At 72.4% G+C, this 22,618-nt stretch carries 20 protein-coding genes; 7 read left to right on the top strand and 13 right to left on the bottom strand.

The features are described from left to right. Window positions 1–33 precede the first annotated feature (33 nt). The 3 genes from ETD85_RS31010 to ETD85_RS31000 all read left to right on the top strand — a co-directional run bounded on the left by ETD85_RS31010 (window position 34) and on the right by ETD85_RS31000 (window position 2,676). The gene (locus ETD85_RS31010) at window positions 34–1,146 is read left to right on the top strand and encodes an LLM class flavin-dependent oxidoreductase (RefSeq protein WP_138693347.1); all 1,113 of its coding nucleotides are present in this window, start codon (window positions 34–36) and stop codon (window positions 1,144–1,146) included. Beyond that, the gene (locus tag ETD85_RS31005) at window positions 1,143–1,844 is read left to right on the top strand and encodes a GNAT family N-acetyltransferase (RefSeq protein WP_138693346.1); all 702 of its coding nucleotides are present in this window, start codon (window positions 1,143–1,145) and stop codon (window positions 1,842–1,844) included. Before ETD85_RS31010 ends, ETD85_RS31005 begins: the two co-directional genes overlap by 4 nt. A gap of 82 nt (window positions 1,845–1,926) precedes the next feature. Further along, the gene (locus tag ETD85_RS31000) at window positions 1,927–2,676 is read left to right on the top strand and encodes a carbonic anhydrase (protein WP_206058768.1); all 750 of its coding nucleotides are present in this window, start codon (window positions 1,927–1,929) and stop codon (window positions 2,674–2,676) included. Between the two features lie 51 nt (window positions 2,677–2,727). Here the strand turns inward: ETD85_RS31000 and ETD85_RS30995 are convergent, their stop codons facing one another. Beyond that, window positions 2,728–3,498 (bottom strand): ABC transporter permease, encoded by a 771-nt coding sequence (locus ETD85_RS30995; RefSeq protein WP_138693345.1) that lies wholly within the window; start codon window positions 3,496–3,498, stop codon window positions 2,728–2,730. After that, window positions 3,495–4,397: an ABC transporter ATP-binding protein gene (locus tag ETD85_RS30990; protein WP_138693344.1), complete on the bottom strand. Its 903-nt coding sequence runs from the start codon at window positions 4,395–4,397 to the stop codon at window positions 3,495–3,497. Before ETD85_RS30990 ends, ETD85_RS30995 begins: the two co-directional genes overlap by 4 nt. Before the next feature lie 235 nt (window positions 4,398–4,632). On the opposite strand from ETD85_RS30990, the gene ETD85_RS30985 reads away from it, so the two are divergent. Then, window positions 4,633–5,376, top strand: coding sequence for a DUF998 domain-containing protein (locus ETD85_RS30985; protein ID WP_138693343.1), 744 nt, complete (start codon window positions 4,633–4,635; stop codon window positions 5,374–5,376). Window positions 5,377–5,390: 14 nt separating this feature from the next. On the opposite strand, the gene ETD85_RS30980 is transcribed toward ETD85_RS30985, so the two are convergent. The 8 genes from ETD85_RS30980 to ETD85_RS30945 form a co-directional block, all read right to left on the bottom strand. Continuing rightward, window positions 5,391–7,463 carry a SpoIIE family protein phosphatase gene (locus ETD85_RS30980; protein WP_240779546.1) on the bottom strand — a complete coding sequence of 691 codons (2,073 nt, stop codon included), beginning with the start codon at window positions 7,461–7,463 and terminating at the stop codon, window positions 5,391–5,393. A gap of 190 nt (window positions 7,464–7,653) precedes the next feature. Then, window positions 7,654–8,268 (bottom strand): TetR/AcrR family transcriptional regulator, encoded by a 615-nt coding sequence (locus ETD85_RS30975; RefSeq protein ID WP_138693342.1) that lies wholly within the window; start codon window positions 8,266–8,268, stop codon window positions 7,654–7,656. 97 nt (window positions 8,269–8,365) lie between these two features. Then, window positions 8,366–9,748, bottom strand: coding sequence for a GH39 family glycosyl hydrolase (locus ETD85_RS30970; protein ID WP_138693341.1), 1,383 nt, complete (start codon window positions 9,746–9,748; stop codon window positions 8,366–8,368). Window positions 9,749–9,892: 144 nt separating this feature from the next. Then, window positions 9,893–10,933, bottom strand: coding sequence for a PP2C family protein-serine/threonine phosphatase (locus ETD85_RS30965; RefSeq protein WP_138693340.1), 1,041 nt, complete (start codon window positions 10,931–10,933; stop codon window positions 9,893–9,895). A 115-nt stretch (window positions 10,934–11,048) separates the two neighbouring features. Further along, window positions 11,049–12,782 (bottom strand): aminotransferase class V-fold PLP-dependent enzyme, encoded by a 1,734-nt coding sequence (locus ETD85_RS30960; protein WP_206058766.1) that lies wholly within the window; start codon window positions 12,780–12,782, stop codon window positions 11,049–11,051. A 100-nt stretch (window positions 12,783–12,882) separates the two neighbouring features. Beyond that, complete coding sequence (locus tag ETD85_RS30955; RefSeq protein ID WP_138693338.1) at window positions 12,883–14,019, bottom strand: mandelate racemase/muconate lactonizing enzyme family protein; 1,137 nt, start codon at window positions 14,017–14,019, stop codon at window positions 12,883–12,885. Continuing rightward, window positions 14,016–14,933, bottom strand: a complete 918-nt coding sequence (locus tag ETD85_RS30950; protein ID WP_138693337.1) for a dihydrodipicolinate synthase family protein — start codon at window positions 14,931–14,933, stop codon at window positions 14,016–14,018. The genes ETD85_RS30955 and ETD85_RS30950 overlap by 4 nt, the downstream gene beginning before the upstream one ends. Before the next feature lie 3 nt (window positions 14,934–14,936). Further along, the gene (locus ETD85_RS30945) at window positions 14,937–16,181 is read right to left on the bottom strand and encodes an MFS transporter (protein WP_170246923.1); all 1,245 of its coding nucleotides are present in this window, start codon (window positions 16,179–16,181) and stop codon (window positions 14,937–14,939) included. Between the two features lie 365 nt (window positions 16,182–16,546). On the opposite strand from ETD85_RS30945, the gene ETD85_RS30940 reads away from it, so the two are divergent. Together ETD85_RS30940 and ETD85_RS30935 are read left to right on the top strand one after the other, a co-directional pair. Continuing rightward, the gene (locus tag ETD85_RS30940; RefSeq protein ID WP_240779545.1) at window positions 16,547–17,224 is read left to right on the top strand and encodes a GntR family transcriptional regulator; all 678 of its coding nucleotides are present in this window, start codon (window positions 16,547–16,549) and stop codon (window positions 17,222–17,224) included. A gap of 117 nt (window positions 17,225–17,341) precedes the next feature. Then, on the top strand, window positions 17,342–18,331 hold the full coding sequence (locus tag ETD85_RS30935; protein ID WP_138693335.1) for a sporulation protein: 990 nt from the start codon (window positions 17,342–17,344) through the stop codon (window positions 18,329–18,331). A gap of 175 nt (window positions 18,332–18,506) precedes the next feature. Here ETD85_RS30935 and rraA read toward each other — a convergent pair whose 3' ends face one another. Beyond that, window positions 18,507–18,971 (bottom strand): ribonuclease E activity regulator RraA, encoded by a 465-nt coding sequence (gene rraA, locus ETD85_RS30930; RefSeq protein ID WP_138693334.1) that lies wholly within the window; start codon window positions 18,969–18,971, stop codon window positions 18,507–18,509. Between the two features lie 65 nt (window positions 18,972–19,036). On the opposite strand from rraA, the gene ETD85_RS30925 reads away from it, so the two are divergent. Continuing rightward, window positions 19,037–19,825: an SDR family oxidoreductase gene (locus tag ETD85_RS30925; RefSeq protein WP_138693333.1), complete on the top strand. Its 789-nt coding sequence runs from the start codon at window positions 19,037–19,039 to the stop codon at window positions 19,823–19,825. On the opposite strand, the gene ETD85_RS30920 is transcribed toward ETD85_RS30925, so the two are convergent. Both ETD85_RS30920 and ETD85_RS30915 read right to left on the bottom strand, forming a co-directional pair. After that, window positions 19,820–20,911, bottom strand: coding sequence for an ABC transporter ATP-binding protein (locus ETD85_RS30920; protein ID WP_138693332.1), 1,092 nt, complete (start codon window positions 20,909–20,911; stop codon window positions 19,820–19,822). The genes ETD85_RS30925 and ETD85_RS30920 overlap by 6 nt on opposite strands. After that, window positions 20,908–22,618, bottom strand: a 1,711-nt coding sequence (locus ETD85_RS30915) for an ABC transporter permease (protein WP_206058764.1), incomplete at its 5' end; no start/stop codon positions are given. The genes ETD85_RS30915 and ETD85_RS30920, both read right to left, overlap by 4 nt.

Below are 22,618 nucleotides of genomic sequence, written 5' to 3'. Positions count from 1 at the left end.
GTAGGAAATAACGCTAAAGAAAGGCCTCGGCTCATGCCTGTGGAGTTCCTCGGGATCGGCGGGACCAACGACGGCTCGGAGACCTCGCCCCGCTCCGGCCCCTCCTTCGACAAGCAGTACACGCTCCGGCTGGCGCGCGCCCACCAGGAGTACGGCTGGGACCGCGTGCTGTTCGCCTACGGCTCGGGCTCGCCCGACCCCGCCCAGGTGGCCGCGTACGTCGCCACCAGGGTCGAGGACCTGCAGATCCTCCTGGCCCACCGGCCGAACGTGTCCTACCCGACGTACGCGCTCAAGACCTTCGCCACCCTCGACCAGATCAGCGACGGGCGGCTGACCGTGCACTTCATCACCGGCGGCAACGACCAGGAGCAGGGCAGGGAGGGCGACGTCCTGGCCAAGGACGAGCGCTACGCCAGGACCAGGGAGTACATCCAGATCGTCAAGAAGGGGTGGACCTCCACGGAGCCGTTCGACCACGAGGGCGCCCACTACTCCTTCAAGGACTTCGTCTCCGACGTCTTCCCGGTGCAGCGGCCGCGGCCGAAGGTGTCGTTCGGGGGCTCGTCGCTGGCGGCGTACGCGGCGGGTGGCGCGGAGGCCGACATCTACTGCCTGTGGGGCGAGCCGCTGGCGGAGACGGCGCAGCAGATCGCCGCGGTGAAGGAGGTGGCCGCGCGGGCCGGGCGGGCCGACGTGCCCAGGTTCCAGGTGGCCTTCCGGCCGATCATCGCGCCGACCGAGGAGCTGGCCTGGGAGAAGGCCAGGGGCATCCTCGGAGACCTGCGGCGGGTCGGCGCGAACCGGCGGCGCCTGACCGGCCCGCCGCAGAACGCGGGCTCGCAGCGGCTGCTGGAGGTGGCGGCCAAGGGGGAGCGGTACGACCGCGCGCTGTGGACGCCGACCGCGGCGGCGACCGGGGGCGCGGGCAACTCCACGGCGCTCGTGGGCACGCCCGAGATCGTCGCCGAGGCCCTGCTCGACTACTACGACCTGGGCGTGGAGATCCTCTCCGCCCGCGGCTACGACATCCTCGACGACGCCATCGACTTCGGCCGGCATGTGATCCCGCTGGTCAGGCAGGGGGTCGCCGAGCGTGACCGGGAGCGCTCGGCCAAGGGGCGGCTGGCCCCGGTCGCGCCATGACGCAGCCGGCCGTCTCGGCGCACCCGCTGGACAATCCGGCCAGGGAGTCCCTCCTGGGGGCGCACGCGCACCTCGCCGAGCGGCGCGGGAGCGTGCTGCGCTATCCCGTGGACGTCTCGCCGTTCATCTCGCTGCCGCCCGAGCCGGGGCCGGCCGACTGGGCCGACATCGCCGCCCTGGCCGGGCCGGGCGGGCTGGTCCCGCTGTCCGGCGTGATCTCGCCCCCGCCGCCCGGATGGGAGGTGGTGGCGAACATCCCCGGCGTCCAGCTCACCGGCGAGAGCATCATGGGCGCGCCGGACGGCGAGGCGGTCCGGCTGGGCCCGGCGGACGTGCCGGAGATGCTGGATCTGGTCCAGCGGACGAAGCCGGGCCCGTTCCTGCCGCGAACCATCGAGCTCGGCGTCTACCTCGGGATCCGCAGGGGCGGCGCGCTGGTGGCGATGGCCGGCGAGCGCCTGCACCCGCCCGGCTGGACGGAGATCAGCGCCGTGTGCACCGACGCCGCCCACCGCGGCCGGGGACTGGCGACCCGGCTGGTGCTCGCCGTCGCCGCGGGCATCCGGGCGCGCGGCGAGACGCCGTTCCTGCACGCATCCGCGGGCAACGTCCACGCGATCCGCCTGTACGAGTCGCTCGGCTTCCGCCTGCGCCGCACCACCCAGTTCCAGTCCGTGATGGTGCCTATCGGAGGGTGACGCCCGGTATGGCGGCACCGGCCGGCCATGAACGGGCCACCTTCTTGCCATGATCTTCGCCCGCGGGGGGAAGGTGCAGGTCATGGGCTCTCAAGCTGACGGCCGGGGGCGGCGCACGCTGCTCGCCGGAGCCGCGTCCCTGGCGGCGGCGTGCCTGGCCGGCTGCTCATCGGCCGAAATGCTGCCCGAGATGCGCGAGGCGGCGCCCGCGGCCCGCAGGGGACCGTCCCCCAGCACGCCGAAGGCCGCCTACGAGCGGCTGATGGCGGGCAACCGGCGCTGGGTGACCAACGCACTCCAGCACCCGGACCGCGACCCCACCCGCCGGGAGCTGCTGGCCTCCAGCCAGCAGCCGTACGGCGCGGTGCTGTCGTGCATCGACTCCCGGGTGCCGCCCGAGCTCGTCTTCGACACCGGCCTGGGCGATCTGTTCGTCATGCGGAGCGGCGGGGTGGCCGTGGGGCCGGTGATCACCGGCTCCGTCGAGTACGGGCCCATGACCAGCGGGACCCCGCTGATCGTCGTGCTCGGTCACCAGCGCTGCGGGGCGGTCTCGGCCGCGTACGACGCCCTGCGGGAGGGCAAGCCGCTGCCGGGCAACCTCCGGGCGATCGAGGAGGCGCTGCGCCCGGCGTACGAGCAGACCGTACGGCAGGGCGGCGCCGACCCGAAGGAGACGATGACCAGAGCCCAGGTGCAGCTGACCGCGAGCGCCCTGCGCGGCAACCGGGACCTAGCGCCGCTGGTGAGCAAGGGATCCCTGGCCGTGGTCGGCGCGTACTACTCGCTGGACACGGGCCGGGTCGAGATCCTGAACGGCGCACCCGCCTGAGCGTCAGCGCGCTCCCGGCGGCCGGCGCCGCCCCGAGCCTGCGCGGCCACCTCACGCATCCCGCCACCTGAACAGGGCGAACGCCGCGGCCAGCAGCACGGCGGTGCAGCCGGCCAGCACCCCCAGCCCCGCCCAGGGGGCCAGCCGCCCGGGGTCCTGCACGGTGGTGATCACCTGGAGCCCGGCCGAGATCGGCCAGTACGTCGTCACCAGGTCCCCGGCGGACTCCGGCAGCAGCCGGGGCCCGATGATCGGGATGATGAAGTTGACCGCGACCAGCACGGTGACCGCGGTCATGCCGTCCCGCAGCAGGCAGCCCAGAGCCACGCCGGTCAGGCCCACCAGCGCCCAGACCAGCCCCATGCCCGCGACCGCGCGCAGGACGCCGGGCTGGCCGAGCGTCACGCTGGGGGCGCCGCCCGCGGCGATGGCCGACTGCCCGAGCAGGAACGTGACGAAGGCCGCGACCTCCCCGGCGACCAGGGCGACCCCGCCGAACAGCGCGACCTTGGCGCTCAGCAGCCGTCCGCGCCTCGGCACCACGCTCAGGCTCGTACGGATCATGCCGGTGGCGTACTCGGAGGTCATCACCACCACGCCCAGCGCACCCACGGCGATCTGCGCGAACAGGAACCCGCCGTACATGCTGATGCCGGTCGCGTCGAACACGCCTCCCCGGTAGCCCTCGCCCGCGCGGTAGGCGGTGAGGGTGCCGGGCCCGGTCATCAGCAGCACGGCGATCAGCAGGGTGGTCAGGTTCGACGGGAGCGTGCGGAACTTCGTCCATTCGGAGCGCAGCGCGTGCGCGACGGTGGCCCTCATGCCGCACCCGCCTCGAACTCGATGCTGTCGCGGGTCAGGTTCATGTAGGCCTCCTCAAGCGAGAGCCGCCTCGGGGTCAGCTCCGACAATGCGATCGCGGCGTCCAGGGCGATCCGGCCGATCGCCCCCGCCTCCAGCCCGGAGACGGCCAGCGCGCCGCCCGGCTCGGGCTCCACGGCGGCGCCCGCCGCGGTCAGGGCCGTGGCCAGCCGCTCCGGATCGTCCGCCCGGACCAGCACGCCGGAGCTGTGCCGGACGAACTCGGTCATCCCGACGTCCGCGATCAGCCGGCCCCTGCCGATGACGACGAGGTGGTCGGCGGTCAGCGCCATCTCGCTCATCAGGTGGCTGGAGACCAGCACCGTCCGGCCCTCGCCGGCCAGGTCCCGCATCAGCTCGCGGATCCACTTGACGCCCTCAGGGTCGAGCCCGTTGACCGGCTCGTCGAACAGCAGCACCCGCGGGTCGCCGAGCAGCGCCGCCGCGATGCCGAGCCGCTGGCTCATGCCCAGGGAGAAGGTGCCGGCCCGCTTGCGCGCCACCGACTCCAGCCCGACCTGCCGCAGCACCTCGTCCACCCGGCTCTCGGCGATCGCGCCCGCGTGGGCGAGCCAGAGCAGGTGGTTGCGGGCCGTACGGGTGCCGTGCAGCGCGCGGGCGTCCAGCAGGGCGCCCACCTCGCGCATGGGCAGCGCCGCGGTCACGTAGCCGCGCCCGTTGACCCGCACGCGGCCCTCGTCGGGGCGGTCGAGGCCGAGGATCATCCTCATGGTCGTCGACTTTCCGGCCCCGTTGGGCCCCAGGAACCCGGTGACCCGGCCCGGCTCGACGGTGAACGTCAGCCCGTCCACGGCCGCCTTGCCGCCATAGCGCTTGGTCAGGCCCGTGATCTCGATCATCGCCCGGCCCCGCCGGTCGCGTCCTCGGTGTTCGTCATGTACCGAGGATCACCGGGTCGCGGCGGGCGCGGCATCCATCGAACGGTTGATGCCGCGGGCTCGCGGGGACGTGCCGGCGGGCCGGCAGGTCTGTCAGTCCGGGCTGACGGCGACGGCTCTGTCAGGTTGAGCTGACGGCGAAAAGCTTGTCAGTCTGGCTTGACGGCGCGCTCGCTGTCAGTCTAGCTTGACAGGCATGAGGACTATCGCACCGCCGAGCCCGGCACCCGGGCCGCCGGCGGCGGAACCAGGAGACAGGACGACCAGACGCCTACTGTGGTGCGGGGTGGTGGCGGGCCCGCTGTTCGTCGTCACGTTCCTCGCCCAGGGCGCCGTCCGCGACCACTACGACTGGCTGCGCCACCCGGTCAGCTCGCTCGCGCTGGGCGGGTCCGGCTGGATCCAGACGGCGAACTTCATCGTCGCCGGCCTGCTGTCGCTCGCCGCCGCCGCGGGGCTGCGGCGAGCGCTCACGTCATCGCCGCAGCGCAGGGGATCGCTGTGGGGGCCGATCCTGGTGGGCGCCTGGGCGGTCGCGCTGATCACCGCGGGGGTGTTCACCACCGACCCGGTGAGCGGCTATCCGCCGGGGACGCCCGATCTCCTGGCGGACTACGGGAGCCTGCACGCGGCGCTGCACGACCTGCTCTCCCTGCCGGGCTTCGTGGCGCTGCCGGTGGCGTGCGTGGTGTTCGCGGTCAGGTTCGCCCGGCTGCGGGAGCCCGGGCGGGCCGTCTGGTCGGGGATCGCCGCCGTGGTGTTCGTGGCCGCCGACGTGCTGGCCACGAGCGGGTTCGCGCAGAACGCGGCGCTGGTCGCCTACGGCGGGCTCTTCCAGCGGGTGGCGGTGACCGCCGGGTGGGCCTGGCTCACCCTGCTGGCGCTGCACCTGCTCGCGGCGCGGGCCACCCCGGCGGGCCAGGACCGGCCCGTACGTTGACGGGCATCCGCCACTCAGCGGGAGCCCGCGTCCCGCAGCAGGACCACCGCGATGTCGTCCGTGCGCTGCTCCACGGCGGCCGCCTCGATGAGCGACTCCGCGAGATCGTGCAGCAGCTGGCCATGGCAGGGCCTGAACCGCTCGGCCAGGTCCGTGATCGCGTCCCCCAGGTCGAGGCCCGGCCGTTCGATGAGGCCGTCGGTGTAGAGGCTCAGCACCGAGCCGGGCGTCAGGCGCAGCTCGATGGTGGCGTACTCGGCCTCGGGGTCGATCCCCAGCAGCAGCCCCGGCATGGTGTCGATGATCTGGGCGGGCGTGCCGGGGCGGCCGAGCAGCGGCGGGAGATGGCCCGCGCTGGCTACGCACGCGGTGTGCTCGGCCAGGTCGAGGCTCAGGTACAGGCAGCTGGTGAACCGGTCGGGAGCGAGCTCGACGAGCAGCCGGTTGGTGTGCGCGAGCACCTCGCCCGGGGGCGAGCCGGCGGTGGCGTACGCGCGGATGGCGGTGCGCACCTGCCCCATCAGGGCGGCGGCGGTGACGTCGTGGCCCTGGACGTCGCCGATGACCGCCCCGGCCATGGTGTCGCTGAGCTGGATCAGGTCGTAGAAGTCGCCGCCGATGTCCATCCCCGGCATGGCGGGCACGTAGCGGGCGGCCACGTCCAGGCCGGGGATCTCGGGCAGCGTGCGCGGCAGCAGGCTCGACTGGAGGCACCCGGCGAGCTGGTGCTTGGCGTCGTACAGCCGGGCCCGCTCGAAGGCCTGGGCGATCAGCCCGGAGAGCGCGGTCAGCGTCGCGCGCTCGTCGGCGTCGAACCGGTGAGTACGGTCATAGGCCAGCACGCAGGTGCCGATCGGCCGTGCCGAGGTGATCAGCGGCAGGAAGGCCCAGGCGGACATGTTGTCGGAGCGGATGGCGCGCGGATAGGCGGCGCGCAGCTCGTCCCAGGTGGAGAAGAAGGCCGGTCTCGCCGCGTCGAACGGATGCTGGGCGGGCGCCGGCGGGATCGCGGGATGGCCGTCGAGCTCCTCGACGGCCTGCCGGCTGTAACCGTGCGAGGCGGCCACCCGCAGCCGCCCGCCGTGCGTGGTGAGGATGGCCAGGGCCTGCACGTTGTAGAGGGGCATGACGTGGTCGGAGACGAGGTCGACGACCTCCTGCGCGGTCACGGCCCGTGCCAGGCTGGTGGCCAGGTGCAGCATCTCGTGCAGCGCGATCCCGCGGGGCCGGCGCTCGCCGTCGGGGCCGGTCGCCGGCGTCCGGCCGGGATCGGGGCGGGCGGTCAGGGAGGTGACGCGTACAGTGATGCCGGACAGGCCCGGATAGAGCGTGAAGGACAGCAGGCGGCCCAAGGGGTTGCGCGCGGTGAAGTGGGTGATCTGCCAGCCGACGACCGCGGCCCGGTAGCGGTCCTCGTACGCCGGGTCGTCCAGCCAGGGCAGCGCCTCCCACGGGCGGACCCCGAGCAGCTCGGCCGCCGAGCTGTCGAGCAGGTCGGCGGCGGGGGCGGTGAGCAGGGTCACGCGCCCTTCCACGTCCAGCGAGAAGAAGCCCTCGGGCAGCCGGTTGAGGCACTCCAGCGCGACCAGCTCCGCCCCGTTGTCCGCCATCCGGACGGGTCGCGGGTCCAGGAGGCGCGGCTGGGCGCCGGGAGTGATCGGCTCGCCCCGTGCGGCGGTCCGTTGGAGCAGATCGCCGATGCGGGCGCAGGCCCCGTCGATGATGTCGCGCTGGCGCTGGTCGAGCCCCCGCCCGCGGCCGGACGGCCACAGGAGCAGCAGCCCGCCCCAGACGGTGTCGCTGGACCGGATCGGCGCCCCCGCCACCGCGAAGTGGTACGGCAGTGCCAGCGCGGCGGCCGGGTAGGTGCGGGCCAGCTCCTCCCTGCCGGCCAGCCACACCAGCCGCCGCTCACGCACCGCGACGGCGATCGGCACCGGATCGTTCATCCTGATCCTTGACCACACCTTGGCGATGGGGGCGGGCAGCCCCATCTCGGTCACCATCTGCAGGACCCGGCCGTCCTCGACCAGCAGGTAGACGGCGCCGATGTGCGCACCCGTACGGTTGATGGTTTCGATCAGCAACTCGTCCAGGCGAGGCGAATCGTTCGCCACGCCCAACGCGGAGACGCTGTCTCTCCGCACCGTCTCAGGACGCCTCGCTCACATATCGTGAACGCAGCAATAGCTCCAAACCCCCCATAAGGGCAGAATACACGTATTCATCTGGCAAGCCGCTTACCGTCCGCGAACTTCGCTGCGGCGCTCGGCCGTGTTACGCCAGGCCGAGCGCGCGGGCCAGGAGCTGGTGCAGATGCGCGCGGAACCGGGCGGTGGCGGCGTCGTCGTCGAGGCGGCGCCGCCGCCCGGTCTTGTCGAGCACCCCGCTCAGCGAGAAGCCGTGGATGCACCAGACCATCGTGTACGTGATGAACAGCGGATCGGCGTCCACCGGCGCCGCCACCGTGGCGACGGCGTCCACGGCGTACCGGGTCAGCGGCAGGGCGCTCATCGCCTCCAGGTCGCTGATGTCGCTCGCGTCGGCCAGCCATCGGTGCATCCACAGGGACGGGATCTCCGGATATTCCAGGCACACTTCGAAATATCCATCGATGAACCGGTACAGAGCCTCCGCCTTCCCCTCGGGCGAGGCCGCCCTCAGCGCGTCGCAGCAGGGCTCGATGACCGCGGCCAGGATCCGGTGGGCCTCCGCCATCACCGCCAGGTAGAGCTCCCGCTTGTCTGCGAAATGCGCGCTGACGGTCGCCACGTCCAGGCCGGCCGCCTCGGCGATCTGCTGGGTGGAGGTGCTGTCGTAGCCGAGCGCGGCGAACAGCCTGGTCGCCACCCGCAGGATCTGCTCCCGCTCGCCGTCTTCTGCGGAGTCCATGGACGCGACCATAGGCCCGGGTCGTCGAACGGCCTATCACTTGTCCGGCAAGCACGGGTAAAAGTAGCCCATGCCCGACCTTGAGCGGGAGGTCTCGTCAGCGGCCGCTCCACTTGATCTCGTACGGCTTGAGGCTGACCTCCTTGCCGTCCACGGTCGCGGTGACGGCGGAGCCGCTGGAGTTGACCATCACGAGCTGCTGCGGCTGGGCGAGCACCCGGATCTTCGGATCGGATGAGGACACCTGCTCCAGCTCGGCCCCGGCGGGGAACCACTTGGCGAAGCTGCTCACCAGCTTGCCGGTGGCCAGCGGGGCGCCGGAGCGCGGATCCCACATGCAGGCCGCGCACGCGCCCTCCTTGGCCTGCGGATTCCAGTACAGCGCCGTCGCCGCGCCGCTCTCGGCGAACTTGATCATTGAGGCGGCCTGGACGGCCAGCCGCTTGGGCTCCGGCCACGTGGTGCCGTCCTCGGGCACGAAATACCACTCCGACCACCACACCGGCAGGTCGCCGGCCTTCTCGCGCAGCCACTTGGTCACCGCGCCGAACTTCTTCAGCGCGCCGAACTCGTCGGGCAGCAGCTCGTGGGCGTCGGTGACGGAGGCGCCGTCGACCACGACGAAGTCGGCGCCCTTCTTGTGCTCGAACCAGTAGTTGAAGGCGTCCAGCACGTTCTGGTTGACGACCCCCCAGTCGCCGCGCAGCTCGGAGTCGCCGGACTTGTTGCTGTCGAAGCCGAGGTACGGGCCGCCGACCTTCGCGTCGGGCCGCGCCGCCTTCACCGCGTCGTAGACCTTGTTGTACAGCTGGGTGTAGCCCTTGTAGTCCGCGGGCTTGGAGTGGTCCTTCCAGAAGCCCTTGAACTCGTTCCACACCATGAAGTACTTGACGTCCTTGTACCTCGATGCGACGGCCGCCGCCAGCTTGGCGAAGTCGTCGAAGTGCTCGGGGTAGGGGGCGTCCTCCAGGTGCTCGGCCCAGGCCGACTCCTCGGTCGGGCCCTCGGGGCCGCCCTTCATCCAGTCGGGCGCGCAGCAGAGCGTGATGACCCCCGTGGCACCCGACTGCTTCATCAGGTTCAGCCGGCTGTCGAGGTCCTCCCAGAAGTACTGCCCCGGGTACGGCTCGGGGTTGAGCGCCCCGAAGCCCATGATGTGCTGGTTCTGCACCATCGGGGTCTGCGCCAGCGAGGCGGAGACGCTCTGCTCGAACTCACGGGTGACGTTGTTGGCGCTGACCCCCGTGTGCGTGAACCCCCAGCGCGGCCAGCCGGGCTCCACCGCCGGCGGCTTGCCGGTCTCGGGGGCGGTGCTCTCCTGCGCCGTGGCGGTCGACTCCTGCGTAGGAGACGCCGCGGGCTCGGCGGGAGCGGCAACGCCGCAGCTCGCCACGGCCAGCGTCAGAGCACTGACGCCGGCGGTTAACGCGGCCGCCCGCCCGAGGCGCCGCCAGATCGATCCCCCGGAACTCGAAGCCACCCGACCTCACCCGATCCTCGCCCGTTGCATGCCGCATGTAGCGTTCCATGGGAGCCGCGAAAGGTGCACATCGGGAGCTGGGTTCACAGCTAATCGTTATCGTTCTATCAGCCGGGCAGGTCCGCGCGGCCGGCGGTACGGCCCTCAGCCGCCCTGGCGGTGCAGGAGGAGCATGGCGGCGTCGTCGAGCAGCGGGCCGCCCGCGTGCGCGACAAGGTCGCCCCTGAGCGCGTCCAGCGCGGCCTGCGGCTCGTCGCGCGTCAGCAGGACGGCCCGCTCGGCCAGCGGGTAGAAGTGGCCGTCGGGGTTCCTGGCCTCGATGACACCGTCGGTGAAGAACAGCATCCGGTCCCCCTCGCCGAACGGGACCCGGTGCGGCTTGGCCGGCGTGGCGTCGAGCAGGGCGAGCCCGAGCGGCAGGCCGTGCTCGGGCGGGTCCACCGTGCGGCTCGTTCCGTCGGGGCCGATCAGCAGCGGCGGCGGGTGGCCGAAGTGGACCAGCTCCATCTCGCCGTCGCGCACCTCGGCGACGATCGCGGTGACGAACTGCTCCCCGCCCAGGTGCCTGGCCAGGCTCACCTCCAGCCGGTCGCCGATGTCGCCGAGGTCGGCCTCGTCGTAGGCGGCCTCGCGGAAGGCGCCGAGCACCCAGGCCGCCGTCTCGACCGCGCCCAGCCCCTTGCCCTGGACGTCGCCGATCAGCAGCCGCACGCCGTGCGGGGTCGTGACGACCTCGTACAGGTCGCCGCCGATCTGGGCCTCCGCCGCGGCCGAGGTGTAGGACAGGGCGACGCGCAGATCGCCCGCCCGCCGGGGGACCGGCCGCAGCAGCACGCGCTGGGCCGCCTCGGCGACCTGCCGGACGTTGGCCAGCTCGCGCTCACGCTCCAGCCGCAGGCGGGCGGCCAGCATGCTCGCGCCGGTCACGCCGAGGATGCTGATGACCGTGAGGTAGTTCTGCCAGTCGGTCAGCAGGCCGTTGTGGTAGGCGAGGGGCAGGCAGATGGCCAGCGCCACCGCGCCGACCATCGCGGTCCGCCGTACGCCGCCCGACACCGACGCGAAGGCGGGCCCCAGCGTCAGGAGCGGCAGGAACACCAGCGACGGGCCGGCCAGCAGATCGACCACGGCGACACTCAGCATGACGGAGAAGGGCAGCCAGCGCAGAGTCTGCAGAGATCTCATCAGCCCCCTCGCGCCACTGGGTCCCCAGGTACGGAAAAGTGAAACATCAACGATTGCCGGTGCACAAGCATGCCCGTACGCGCGTGTGTTTCCGGTAAACGACGCGCGGAGCGGTTCAGGCCAGGCATGCGGCGGGTAACGGGAACCATCGCAGCCGCTCGAATTCGCCCGGCAGGCCGCTCGGCCGCAGGTCGATCTCGTCGGGCCGCGCGGCCAGCAGCTCGCGCGCCCGGGCCAGGTAGTCCGCCAGCACCTCCTCGCCCGCGCGGGCTCGCGGGCCCGGCGGCGCCGTGCCGTCGAGACGCAGGCCGGACCCGTCGTAGCGCAGGCCGGACAGCCGGAGCGGCGGCTCGGCCGCGCCCAGCCGGTGCCGCCACAGGCCGGTGGCGGGGTCGAACCGGTAGTCGGTGAGCAGCCGGTGCCCGGAGGTGGCGATCAGGTCCACGGCGTCGATGAGGTAGTCGCAGACGGTGTCGGAGATGAAGTAGTTGAAGTTCACGCGTACCCAGCCGGGCTTGATGCCCTCGCAGCCGTGCCCGATCTCCTCCTGGAACTCGCGGGAGCGGGCCTCGTCGATGGCCAGGAGCCGGTGACCGTAGGGGCCCGCGCACGAGCAACCGCCCCTGGACTGGATGCCGAACAGGTCGTTCAGCACTGCCACGACGTAGTTGTGGTGCAGGTGCAGCCCGCCGGCGCGGATGCGCACCGAGACGATCGACAGTCGCCGCGAGTGCGGGTCGCCGAGGATGTCGATGTCCGGGTTGCGGCCCCAGCGGTGCAGGGCCCGCTGCCAGAAGCGTTCCTCGCGGGCCTGGATGAGGTCGGTGCCCACGGCCTGCTTGAGCCCGAACACGAGCCCGGCGCGGATGGACTCGATGATGGCGGGGGTGCCGCCCTCCTCGCGGGCGATCGGATCGTCCAGGTAACGGTGCCCGTCCGGGTGCACGAACAGCACCGTGCCGCCGCCCGGGGCCGTCGGCACCGCGTTGCGCACCAGCTCGCGCCGCACCACCAGGACGCCGGGCGTCTGCGGCCCGCCGACGAACTTGTGCGGCGACAGGAAGATCGCGTCCTTGTGGTCGTCCCTGCCGGGCGCGCCGGCGGCCATCCTGATCGGCACGTACGGGCCGGCCGCGGCGTAGTCCCAGAACGACAGCGCGCCGTGCTCGTGCAGCAGCGCCGCGATCCGCTCGGTGTCGGACAGGATGCCGGTCACGTTCGAGGCCGCCGAGAAGCTGCCGATGCGCAGCGGCCGGTCGGCGTACCGGGCGAGCTGGGCCTTCAGGTCGTCCAGGTCGATGTGGCCGTCGTGGTCCGCGCCGATGACGACGGTCTCGGCGATGGACTCCCGCCAGGGCAGCTCGTTGGAGTGGTGCTCGTACGGGCCCACGAACACGACCGGCCGCTCGCCGGCCGGGATGCGCTCGTTCAGCGCGTACCGGCGGGCCAGGCCGTCGGGGATGCGCAGCTCCAGGATGCCGATGAGCTTGTTGACCGCGCCGGTGGCCCCCGAGCCGCAGAACACGACCAGGTCGTCCGGGCCGCCGCCGACGGCCTCCCCGATGATCCTGCGGGCCTCCGCGCGCAGCCTCGTGGTCTGCAGGCCGGTGCCCGAGCTCTCGGTGTGGGTGTTGGCGTAGCGGGGGAGCACCTGGTCGCGGATGAAGTCCTCGATGAAGTCGAGCGACCGGCCCGAGGCGGTGTAGTCGGCGTAGGTGATGCGGCGGGGTCCGTACGGGCCGTCGAGGACTTCGTCGTCGCCGATGATGCCGCGACGGATCCGCTCCAGCAGCGGCGAGGTCGGCGGCTCGGCGCCGCCGAGATCGTGGGGATTCGTCTGCTGTGTCACCACCTCACCAGAGTCCCCCATGGGATACCGCTGTCACCAGGCCCAGCCGCGTTCGCGGCCGGAGGCGGACACGCGGCCGGAGCCGTGGCGCGGAGTCCGGCTACACGTACCCGGTGGAGCCGTCGGGGCGGATCGGGAGGACGCGCTCCCAGCGCACGTAGTCGTCGGCCCCCAGCACGGACTCGTCGATCTCCACCCCCCAGCCGGGCCGGTCGGGCCGCAGCTCCAGATACCCGTCCACCGGCAGGTAGGGGTCGGGGCACCAGGTGGTCTCGCACGGCTTGTACTCCACCAGCTTGAGCCCGTGGTGCGCGGCGGCGAAGTGCACGTTCACCGCCGTCGCCAGCGGGCCCATCGGGTTGTGCGGGGCCACGCTCGCGTAGTGGGCCTCGGCGATCGCGGCGATCCTGCGCATCTGCGCCAGGCCGCCGACCACGCACACGTCCGGCTGGACGATGTCGGCCCCGCCCGCCGTCAGCAGGGCCAGGAAGTCCTGCGGCAGGAACAGGGACTCGCCGGTGGCCAGCGGCACCTCGAGCTGGGCGCGCAGGCGGCCCCACGCGGGGATGTACTCGGGCCTGATCGGCTCCTCGAACCACAGCGGGTCGTACGGGGCCAGCGCGTTGCCGAGCTGGACGGCCTGGCGCGGCTCGAAGATCCTGGCGTGCGCCTCGAAGGCGAACTCCCACTCCGGCGGGCTGATCGAGCGGATCTCGGCGAAGTAGTCGGCCGCCTCCTTGCACACGTTGCCCCAGCGGCCCGCGTACAGGTCGCGGCGGTAGGGGCTGAGCTTGAAGGCGGTGAAGCCGTAGCGCTCGTTCAGCTCCTGGGTGAGGTCGCGGCAGGCGGGCGGGTCGGGGGCGGTGTAGACGCCGCAATAGACCGGTACGCGGTCGCGTACGTGCCCGCCGAGCAGCATGTAGACCGGCAGCCCCGCGGCCTTGCCCGAGATGTCCCACAGCGCCTGGTCGATGGCCGCGATGGCGGCCAGGCCGATCGCGCCCGGCGGGAAGCGCGCCTCCTGAATGAGCCGGCGCACCACGTACTCGACGCGGCGCGGATCGACGCCCTCGATCTGCTGGAACATGTACTCCAGCACCGGGATCAGCGCGTGGTCGGGCCCGTGGTTGTAGGCCTCGCCCCAGCCGGACACCCCCTCGTCGGTCTCGACCTTCACCAGCAGGCGCGGCCGCTCGGCGACGCGCTGCATGTAGGTCCGCAATGCGGTGATCTTCACGCTTCCCCCTCCTGCCAGGCGGCCAGGATCGAGGCCACCTCCTCCCTGATGCCGGCCGGCAACGCCCTGCTCGGCGGGCGCACGTCGCGGCGGCACAGGCCGAGCTGGGCCAGGGCCTCCTTGACGACCGACACGTTGTCGGCCGAGGCGTCCGCGCCGCGCAGCTCCTCGAACCTCCTGATCAGCTCCCACACTTCCATGGCCGCGGCGAAGTCGCCCGCACGCAGCGCGTCGCGCATCCGCAGTGTCAGCTCCGGCGCCGCGGTGACCAGGCCGGAGGTGAAGCCGCGGGCGCCGACCGCCCAGTACGCCGGCGTGTACGGCTCGGCCAGCCCGCACAGCCAGGTGAACCGGCCGAGCCCCGCGTCGCGGGCGACGGAGGCGAAGCGGACCGGGTCGGGGACGGCGTACTTGACGCCGATCACGTTCGGGCACGCCTCGCCCAGCCGGCCGACCTGTGCCCCGGTGATGTGCGGGCTGCGGATGTAGGGGACGACGCCCAGCTCGGGCACGGCGCCGGCGATCTGGCGGTGGTAGTCCACCCAGCCGTCGGCCGACACGTAGGGGTGGACGGGCTGGTGCACCATCACCATCGGGACGCCGAGGTCGCGGGCGTGCCGGGCCGCCTCGACGGCCGAGGCGACGTCGAGCCCGACGCCGGCCAGCACGGACGCCTCGTCGCCGGCCGCGGCCACCGTGGACTCCAGGACCTGGCGCCGCTCGTGCGGGGTCAGGGCGTAGAACTCGCCGGTGTTGCCGTTCGGCGTGATCACGTTGACGCCGGCGTCGACCAGGCGGCGGACGAGCTTGGCGTTCGTGCCGAGATCGACCGAGCCGTCCGCGTCGAACGGCGTCACGGTGACGGCGGCGACGTCGGCCAGCCGCTCGGTCAAGTGGTCTGTCTGCGAATGCATCGATCAACCTCTGCTCTCTGCGGGTACGGTCTCGTTCAGCGGCCGGATCCGCACCAGGAAGCCGTAGATCAGGGTGCCCAGGATGGCCATGGCCCCGGCGAACAACATCGGCCCCGTGTAGGAGTTGCCGCTCAGCGTCAGGAAGAAGCCGATGAGGATCGGGCTGATGATGTTGCCGATCTGCGAGCCGAAGTTCTGGAAGCCGGCGACCGAGCCGACCACCGACGGCGACGGGGCGACCTCGGCCGGCAGGCTGAGGATGGCCGCCCCGGCGAAGGAGTGGGCGCAGTTGCTGACCGACAGCAGGACCATGACGGCCACGTTGCCGTCCACGAACGTGGTCAGCGCGATCGTGGAGGCCAGCAGCATGCCGGTGATGATGGGGATCTTGCGGGCGCGGGAGATGGGCACGCCGCGGCGTACCAGCCAGTCGGAGAAGGCGCCGCCGGCGATCGTGGCGCCGACGCCGAGCAGCGCGGGGATGGAGCCGAACACGCCCAGCTCCAGGATGGTGAACCCGCGGTCCTCCACGAGGTAGCTCGGGTACCAGGTCAGGAAGAACGCGCCGGTGGCCGAGCGGCAGATGTAGCCGAACACCAGCCCCCACACGGTGGGGTAGCGCAGCAGCTCGCGCCAGCGCATCGGCGGCCCGGTGTCGGGCACGGCCGCGTCGCCGCCCTCGATGTAGTCGAGCTCCGCCTGGGAGATCTTCGGATGCTCCTGCGGCGAGCGGTAGATCTTCAGCCAACCGGCCGCCCACACCAGGCCGATCGCGCCGATCACGACGAACGCCGTGCGCCAGCCGAAGGCGGCGATCAGCGCGGTGACGATCGGGACGGACAGGGCCACGCCGATCTGCTGCCCGGTGTCGAACAGGCTGGAGGCGAGCGCGCGCTCCCTGCGCGGGAACCAGGTGGCGACCACCTTGATGTTGGCCGGCTGGACCGGGGCCTCGCCGATGCCGAGGCCGAGGCGGCAGACGATCAGCGAGCCGAAGCCGCGGGCCAGGGCGGTGGCGGCGGTCCACAGCGACCACCACACGACGGCGATCGGGTAGACCACGCGCGGGCCGAAGCGGTCGAGCAGCCAGCCGGAGGGCAGCTGGAAGATCGCGTACGACCAGAAGAACGAGGAGAGCAGGATTCCTTTCATGGTCTGGTCGAATCCCAGCTCCTCCTGCATGTAGGTGCTGGCGACGCTGAGGCTGGACCGGTCGAGGTAGGCGATGGTGAGACCGCCGGCCGACATGGCGATGATGGCCCAGCGGAGTCGGGACCGTGCGCGTCGCGCTGTCGCGGGCACGGCCGGGGCGGGGGTTGCCGAGTTAGACTGCATGCGAGCTCCATGCTGCAGGTCAGTGCAGTTGCCACACCGGACAGCCGGATCGCTTGCCCGGCGGCGCCGCGCCAACGGCGTCACTCCGGGGGTCCGTCCGGTCCGGTGTGTGTACGAGAAGCGGAGCCGTGTGGCCGGTGTGGTCCGTGTCCGCGGACCACACCGGAAGGCTCACGAGTAGCCCTCCTTGGTGTGTTAAGTCCCTGAAGTCGTAATTCACGCGACTGTAACCGAAATTTCGGTCATATACGAGATGCGATGTAAGATATCTTTGCAGAATGAGTGAGGTCATGGCGTCCCCCGTCTTCGCCGGACAGCCCCGGTCGATGTCCTCCCGGGGCACGGCCGTCCTGGAGGCGATCAAGCACGCGATCCTGACCGGCGCGCTCCAGCCGGGCCAGGCGCTCGTCGAGACCGACCTGGCGCAGCAGCTGGGGGTGTCGAAGACGCCCGTACGCGAGGCGCTCAAGACCCTCGCGGGCGCCGGCCTGGTGACGATGAGCGAGTACAAGGGCGCGACGGTGCGCACGGTCGACAGCGCGCTGATGGAGTCCGTCTACGACCTGCGCCTGCTGCTGGAGCCCGAGGCGGTCACCCGCACGGTCGGGAGCGGCGCTGACCTGGCCCCGGCCGCCCGCGCCCTGCGCCGCGCCGACGAGGCCGCCGACCGCGCCGAGCGCAGCCTGGCCAACCGCGACTTCCACCGCGCGCTGTACGCCGGCTGCGGCAACCCCCTGCTCGTCAGCACCCTCGACTCGCTGCGTGATCAGACCGCCCTGATCTCGTCGGCGGCCTGGAGCCGGGTCCCGACCTGGGAGCGGGAGGCCGAGGAGCACCGCGAGATCCTGCGGGCCGCCCAGGCGGGCGCGGCCGAGGAGGCCGCCGGGCTGCTGCGCGACCACGTGCACCGCTTCGTCGAGCGCGTCAGGGAGGCCGGCGGCCTGGACCCGTCCTGACCCGGCCGCACCACGGCACCGGTCTTTACCTTCTGCCCGGCGACGGCCGGAACTCCGTCTCCACGCTGATCGTTTAGGCGGGCGGCAACGACCATCTTCGACAGGGAGAACAAAGCCGTGGTCTTCAAACGGATGCTGGGCGCCTTCGGCGTGGGCGCGCCCTCGGTGGACACCGTTCTGTCCACCCCGCGGACCAAGCCGGGCGGCACGCTGGAGGGCGAGGTACGCCTCAAGGGCGGCGACTTCGACGCCGGGATCGAGCACGTCACCCTGGGCCTGGTGGCCAGGGTGGAGATCGAGCACGGCGAGGGAGAGAGCTCCGGGCTCGGCGAGTTCTCCAGCGTCCGGGTCTCCGGGCCGTTCACGCTGGCCAAGGGCGAGGAGCGGGTGATCGGGTTCGCGATCCCGGTGCCCTGGGAGTCGCCGATCAGCGAGATCGGCGGGCAGCCGCTGACCGGCATGGCGGTGGGCGTGCGCACCGAGCTGGCCATCGCCAAGGCCGTCGACAAGGGCGACCTGGACATGATCGCGGTCGAGCCGCTGCCGTCGCAGCTGCGCATCCTGGAGTCCCTGCTGCAGCTCGGGTTTGCCTTCAAGTCCGCCGACCTGGAGGCCGGCCGGCTGTACGGCGTGCACCAGGAGCTGCCGTTCTACCAGGAGATCGAGTTCTACCCGTCCGGCCGGTACGCGGGCCAGGTCGGCGAGATCGAGGTGACCTTCGTCGCCGACCCGGCCGGGCTGCAGGTGGTCCTGGAGGCCGACAAGCGCTCCGGCCGCTACTCCAGCAGCGACGCCATCGGCCGCTTCCACGTCAGCCACGACGACGCGCTCCGTACGGACTGGGCGGGCGAGCTCGGCCGCTGGCTGGACGGCCTGTCCCAGTACGGCCACGCACACCACGGGGGTCACCACGGGGGTCACCACGGTGGCCATCACGAGAGCCACCACGAGGGCTACTACGGCGACCACGACGGGCACCGCGGCGGGCCCGGCTGGGGCACGGTGGCCGCGGCCGGCGCCGCCGGCGTGGTGGGCGGCCTCGTGGCGGGCGAGGTCATCGAGGAGATCTTCGAGGGCGACGAGGACGAGGGCGGCGGCGACTGGTGACGCCGCCCCGCTGACCCGCTGACCCCGCCGGCCACGGCCCCGCGCGCCCACGGCCGGCGGGGCCGTGGTGGGCGCACCCCGTGGACGGCGCACCCCGTGGCAGCCGCCGCCCGTGGCCGGCGGGGCGCTCGGCCGGCGGGGCGCTCGGCCGGTGGTCAGGCCCGAAGCGGGGTGGTCACCCGCGCGTGACGAGGATCCCGTCGTCGTCGCTGAACAGCTGCGCGCCGGGCACGAAGGTCACGCCGCCGAACGTCACCGGGACGTCCCGCTCGCCGGCCCCCTCCTTGGCGCTCTTGCGCGGGTTCGACCCGAGCGCCTTGACGCCCAGGTCCAGCTCGCGCAGGGCGGCGACGTCGCGCACCGCGCCGTGGATGACCACGCCCGCCCAGCCGTTGGCCACCGCCAGGCCGGCGATCAGGTCGCCCATCAGCGCCGTGTGCAGCGAGCCGCCTCCGTCCACGACCAGGACCCGGCCGGCGCCCGGCTCCGACAGCGCGGCCTTGAGCAGGACGTTGTCCTGGTGGCAGCGGACGGTGGAGATCGTGCCGTCGAAGGCCCCGCGCCCGCCGTACTGGCGAAGCTGCAGGTCGCAGGAGTCGAGCTCGTCGCCGCGCTCGTCGTACAGGTCCGCGGTGTTCATGGGATCCTTTCTACCGGCTGATCGGCGGGCCTTGCGTCATCGTGATCCGACCCTAGGCTGGCGGCATGATCCTGGACCGATTCCAGCTCGCCGGAGCCGTCGCCGTCGTCACCGGCGCGGGCAGGGGCATCGGCGCGGCCACCGCCGTCGCGCTCGCCGAGGCGGGCGCGGACGTGGTGCTCTGCGCGCGCACCGAGGAGCAGGTGCGGGCGGTCGCCGAGCAGGTGGAGAAGGCGGGCCGGCGGGCGCTGGCGGTCACCGCCGACCTGAGCGTGCCGGGCGCCGCCGAGGAGCTCGCCCAGCAGGCCGCCGACGCCTTCGGCCGGCTGGACGTCGTCGTCAACAACGTGGGCGGCGCGCTGCCCCGCGCGTTCGCGGACACGAAGCGCCGGCACCTGGAAGGCGCCTTCCAGTTCAACGTGGGCGTGGCGCACGAGCTGACCAGGGCCGCGCTGCCGCACCTGCTCCAGGCGGGCGGCGCTGTCGTGAACGTCTCCTCCGCCATGGGCCGCCTGGCCGGCCGGGGCTACCTGGCGTACGGTACCGCCAAGGCCGCGCTCACCCACTACACCCATCTGGCCGCGCGGGACCTGGCGCCGAAGGTCCGGGTCAACGCGGTCGCCGTCGGCGCGGTCGCCACCTCCGCCCTCGACCTCGTCATGACCGACGAGAGCCTGCGCACGCGGATGGAGGAGGCGACGCCCCTGCACCGGATCGGCGAGCCCGAGGACGTCGCCGCCGCCGTCCTCTACCTGGCCTCGCCCGCGAGCCGCTACGTGACGGGCGCGGTGCTGCAGGTGGACGGCGGCATCGACCAGCCCAACCTGGACCTCGGGCTGCCGGACCTGTCATGACTTGGTGAGCACGTACGCCTTCGCCGGGTCGGCGGTGACGGTCACGTTCGTGCCCTCGGCCAGCAGGCACTGCGGGTCGGGTCCCGGCACGGTCACGGTGAGGGTGCCCGAGGTGGTCTCGACCTCGTAGTCCACGCTGTGCCCGTGGAACGTGGCGCGCAGCACCGAGCCCGCCCCGCCCTCCGCGGCGGCGGCCAGCGAGAGGGTCTCGGGCCGGACCATGAGGTAGGCGGCGGTGTTCGCCTGCACGCCGGGGTGGGCGGGGACGGTCATGGTCCGCGCCAGGGCGGTGACCACCGCGCCGTCCGGTCCCGTGCGCTCGGGGACGACCTCGACGAAGTTGGCCCGGCCGATGAAGTCCGCCACGAAGACGGTGGCCGGGCGGAAGTAGATGTCGGACGGGGTGGCGGCCTGCTCGATCCGGCCCCTGTTCATCACCACGATCCGGTCGGACATGGTCATCGCCTCGTCCTGGTCGTGGGTGACGTACAGGCTGGTGATGCCGAGGCGGCGCTGGATGCGGCGGATCTCGGCGCGCATGGCGCCGCGCAGCTTCGCATCCAGGTTCGACAGCGGCTCGTCGAACAGCAGCACCTCCGGCTGGACGACGAGCGCGCGGGCGAGCGCGACGCGCTGCTGCTGGCCGCCGGACAGCTCGTGCGGGCTGCGGTCCGCCAGGCCCACGAGGTTCATGCTGGTGAGGGCGATGCGGACGGCGCTGTCCAGCTCGTCCCGCGTGCGGTGCTGGACGCGCAGGCCGTAGGCGATGTTCTCGCCCACGCTCAGGTGCGGGAAGAGCGCGTAGCTCTGGAACACCATGGCCATCGGGCGGCGCTGCGGCGGCAGCTCGTCGATCACGGCGTCGTCGAGCCGTACGTGCCCGCTGGAGGCCTCCTCCAGCCCCGCCACGATGCGCAGCGTCGTGGTCTTGCCGCAGCCGGACGGCCCGAGCAGGGTGATGAACTCGCCGGGCGCGACGTCGAGCGTGACCGAGTCCACGGCGACGACCGGCTCCGCGCCGTGGCTGCGGAACGCCTTGGTCACCTGGTCGAGGCGGAGCCGGCCCCGCGGCGTGTCGTCGATCACCGTTCCCGCCTTCCGTGGGTCGCGTGAAGTACGGCGGTCCGCCCGACGAGCACCCGGATGACGGCGAACCCGGTCAGCACCAGCGCGGTCAGCACCGTGCAGTAGGCGAAGGCCACCCCGTAGCGGCCGGTGTTGGCGGCGCTGAGGATCTGCGAGGTGATGATGTGCGTGCCAGGGGTGACGAGCAGGATGATGGTCGAGATCGACGTCATGCTGCGGGCGAAGGCGTAGCTGAGCCCGGTGAGCAGCGCCGGGCGGATCAGCGGCAGCGTGACCCTGCCGAAGGTGCGCATCGGGCTGGCGCCGAGATCCCGCGACGCCTCCTCCAGGCTCGGATGGAGCTGCGCCAGCGCCCCCGTCCCCGTACGCAGCCCGGCGGGCACGGACCTGACGACGTAGGCGAGCACGATCGCGACGGCACCGCCCGCGACCGCGCTGCCGCCCACCAGGCTGGGGAACACCTGCCAGTCGCCGAGGTGCCGGCCGGGCCGGTAGGCCAGCAGGTAGCCGATGCCGAGCACGGTGCCCGGCACGGCCACCCCGAGCGTTCCGGCGAAGTCCAGCCAGCCGCCCGCCCCGGCCAGCCGGCGCACCGCCAGCCAGGCGATGAGCAGGCCGAACAGCCCCGCGATCGGGGTGGCGATCGCGGCCAGCAGGGTCGTGTCCAGCAACGCCTGCCGCCCCACGCCGAGCAGCACCTCGCGCAGGTACGCGAACGTGAGCGTGTGATCCACGCCGAACACCCGCGTCACCCCGCCGGCGACCACGGTCCCGTAGACGGTCACGATGAGCAGCGCGACCAGCGCGGTCAGCGCCAGGATCGGCAGTCGCACCCAGCCGGTGACCGGCCGCACGTTGCCCGACGGCCGTCCCGTGATGGTCGTGCGCGTCTTGCGGCCCAGCCAGTAGCGCTGCGCCGCGAACACGCCGACCGACGGCACGAGCAGGATCAGGCTGTAGACGGCCGCGCCGGTGGTGTCGTACTCGCCGGTGATGGCCAGGTAGGCGCGGCTGGCCAGCACGGTGTAGTCGCCGCTGACGACGAGCGGGTTGGCCAGGTCGGCGACCGCCTCCACGAACAGCAGCAGGAACGGGGCCGCGAACCCCGGCGCGAGCAGCGGCAGCACCACGGTCCTGAACACCCGCCACCGGGAGGCGCCCATGGTCATGGCCGCCTCCTCGATCGCCGGGTCCAGGCCGCGCATCATGCCGAGCAGGCCGAGATAGGCCACGGGGAACAGCGACAGCGACAGGACGAACACGAGCCCGTCCAGCCCGTAGATGTCGTACTCGATCCCGAACAGGCCGTGCGTGACCAGCCCCCGCCGCCCGAACAGCACGATGGTGGCGGTGGCCACCGCGAACGGCGGGCTCACCATCGGCACGAGCGCGATGAGGTGCAGCACCCGCTTGCCGGGCACGTCCAGCCGGGTCTGGACGATCGCGAACAGGAACCCGATCGCGGTGCCGGTCAGGCCGACCAGGACGCCGAGCAGCAGCGTGTTCCCCAGGATGCGGAGGTCCGCCGACGAGGTGAAGAACTCCGCGTAACGCGGCCAGGCCGGCGGCGACAGCGCCGAGCCCAGCACCGCGCCGATCGGGTAGACGCTCCCCAGGACGACCAGGATCGCGCAGGCGGTGACGGCCAGCACCACGCTCGCCTCGCGCCGCCTGCGCGATCCTGGTCGTCCTGGGGAGCGTCTACCC

The organism is Nonomuraea zeae (genome assembly GCF_005889725.1).
GTDB lineage: Bacteria > Actinomycetota > Actinomycetes > Streptosporangiales > Streptosporangiaceae > Nonomuraea > Nonomuraea zeae.
The sequence above is the reverse complement of the archived record's forward strand: the minus strand, read 5'-3'. Positions and strand labels throughout refer to the sequence as shown.

What these genes read in the sequence shown, in the direction of transcription:
- ETD85_RS31010 (WP_138693347.1), top strand. Translation starts at nt 34, where the DNA reads ATGCCTGTGGAGTTCCTCGGGATCGGCGGGACCAACGACGGCTCGGAG.
- ETD85_RS31005 (WP_138693346.1), top strand. Translation starts at nt 1,143, where the DNA reads ATGACGCAGCCGGCCGTCTCGGCGCACCCGCTGGACAATCCGGCCAGG.
- ETD85_RS31000 (WP_206058768.1), top strand. Translation starts at nt 1,927, where the DNA reads ATGGGCTCTCAAGCTGACGGCCGGGGGCGGCGCACGCTGCTCGCCGGA.
- ETD85_RS30995 (WP_138693345.1), bottom strand. Translation starts at nt 3,498, where the DNA reads ATGAGGGCCACCGTCGCGCACGCGCTGCGCTCCGAATGGACGAAGTTC.
- ETD85_RS30990 (WP_138693344.1), bottom strand. Translation starts at nt 4,397, where the DNA reads ATGATCGAGATCACGGGCCTGACCAAGCGCTATGGCGGCAAGGCGGCC.
- ETD85_RS30985 (WP_138693343.1), top strand. Translation starts at nt 4,633, where the DNA reads ATGAGGACTATCGCACCGCCGAGCCCGGCACCCGGGCCGCCGGCGGCG.
- ETD85_RS30975 (WP_138693342.1), bottom strand. Translation starts at nt 8,268, where the DNA reads ATGGACTCCGCAGAAGACGGCGAGCGGGAGCAGATCCTGCGGGTGGCG.
- ETD85_RS30965 (WP_138693340.1), bottom strand. Translation starts at nt 10,933, where the DNA reads ATGAGATCTCTGCAGACTCTGCGCTGGCTGCCCTTCTCCGTCATGCTG.
- ETD85_RS30950 (WP_138693337.1), bottom strand. Translation starts at nt 14,933, where the DNA reads ATGCATTCGCAGACAGACCACTTGACCGAGCGGCTGGCCGACGTCGCC.
- ETD85_RS30945 (WP_170246923.1), bottom strand. Translation starts at nt 16,181, where the DNA reads ATGTCGGCCGGCGGTCTCACCATCGCCTACCTCGACCGGTCCAGCCTC.
- ETD85_RS30940 (WP_240779545.1), top strand. Translation starts at nt 16,547, where the DNA reads ATGAGTGAGGTCATGGCGTCCCCCGTCTTCGCCGGACAGCCCCGGTCG.
- rraA (WP_138693334.1), bottom strand. Translation starts at nt 18,971, where the DNA reads ATGAACACCGCGGACCTGTACGACGAGCGCGGCGACGAGCTCGACTCC.
- ETD85_RS30925 (WP_138693333.1), top strand. Translation starts at nt 19,037, where the DNA reads ATGATCCTGGACCGATTCCAGCTCGCCGGAGCCGTCGCCGTCGTCACC.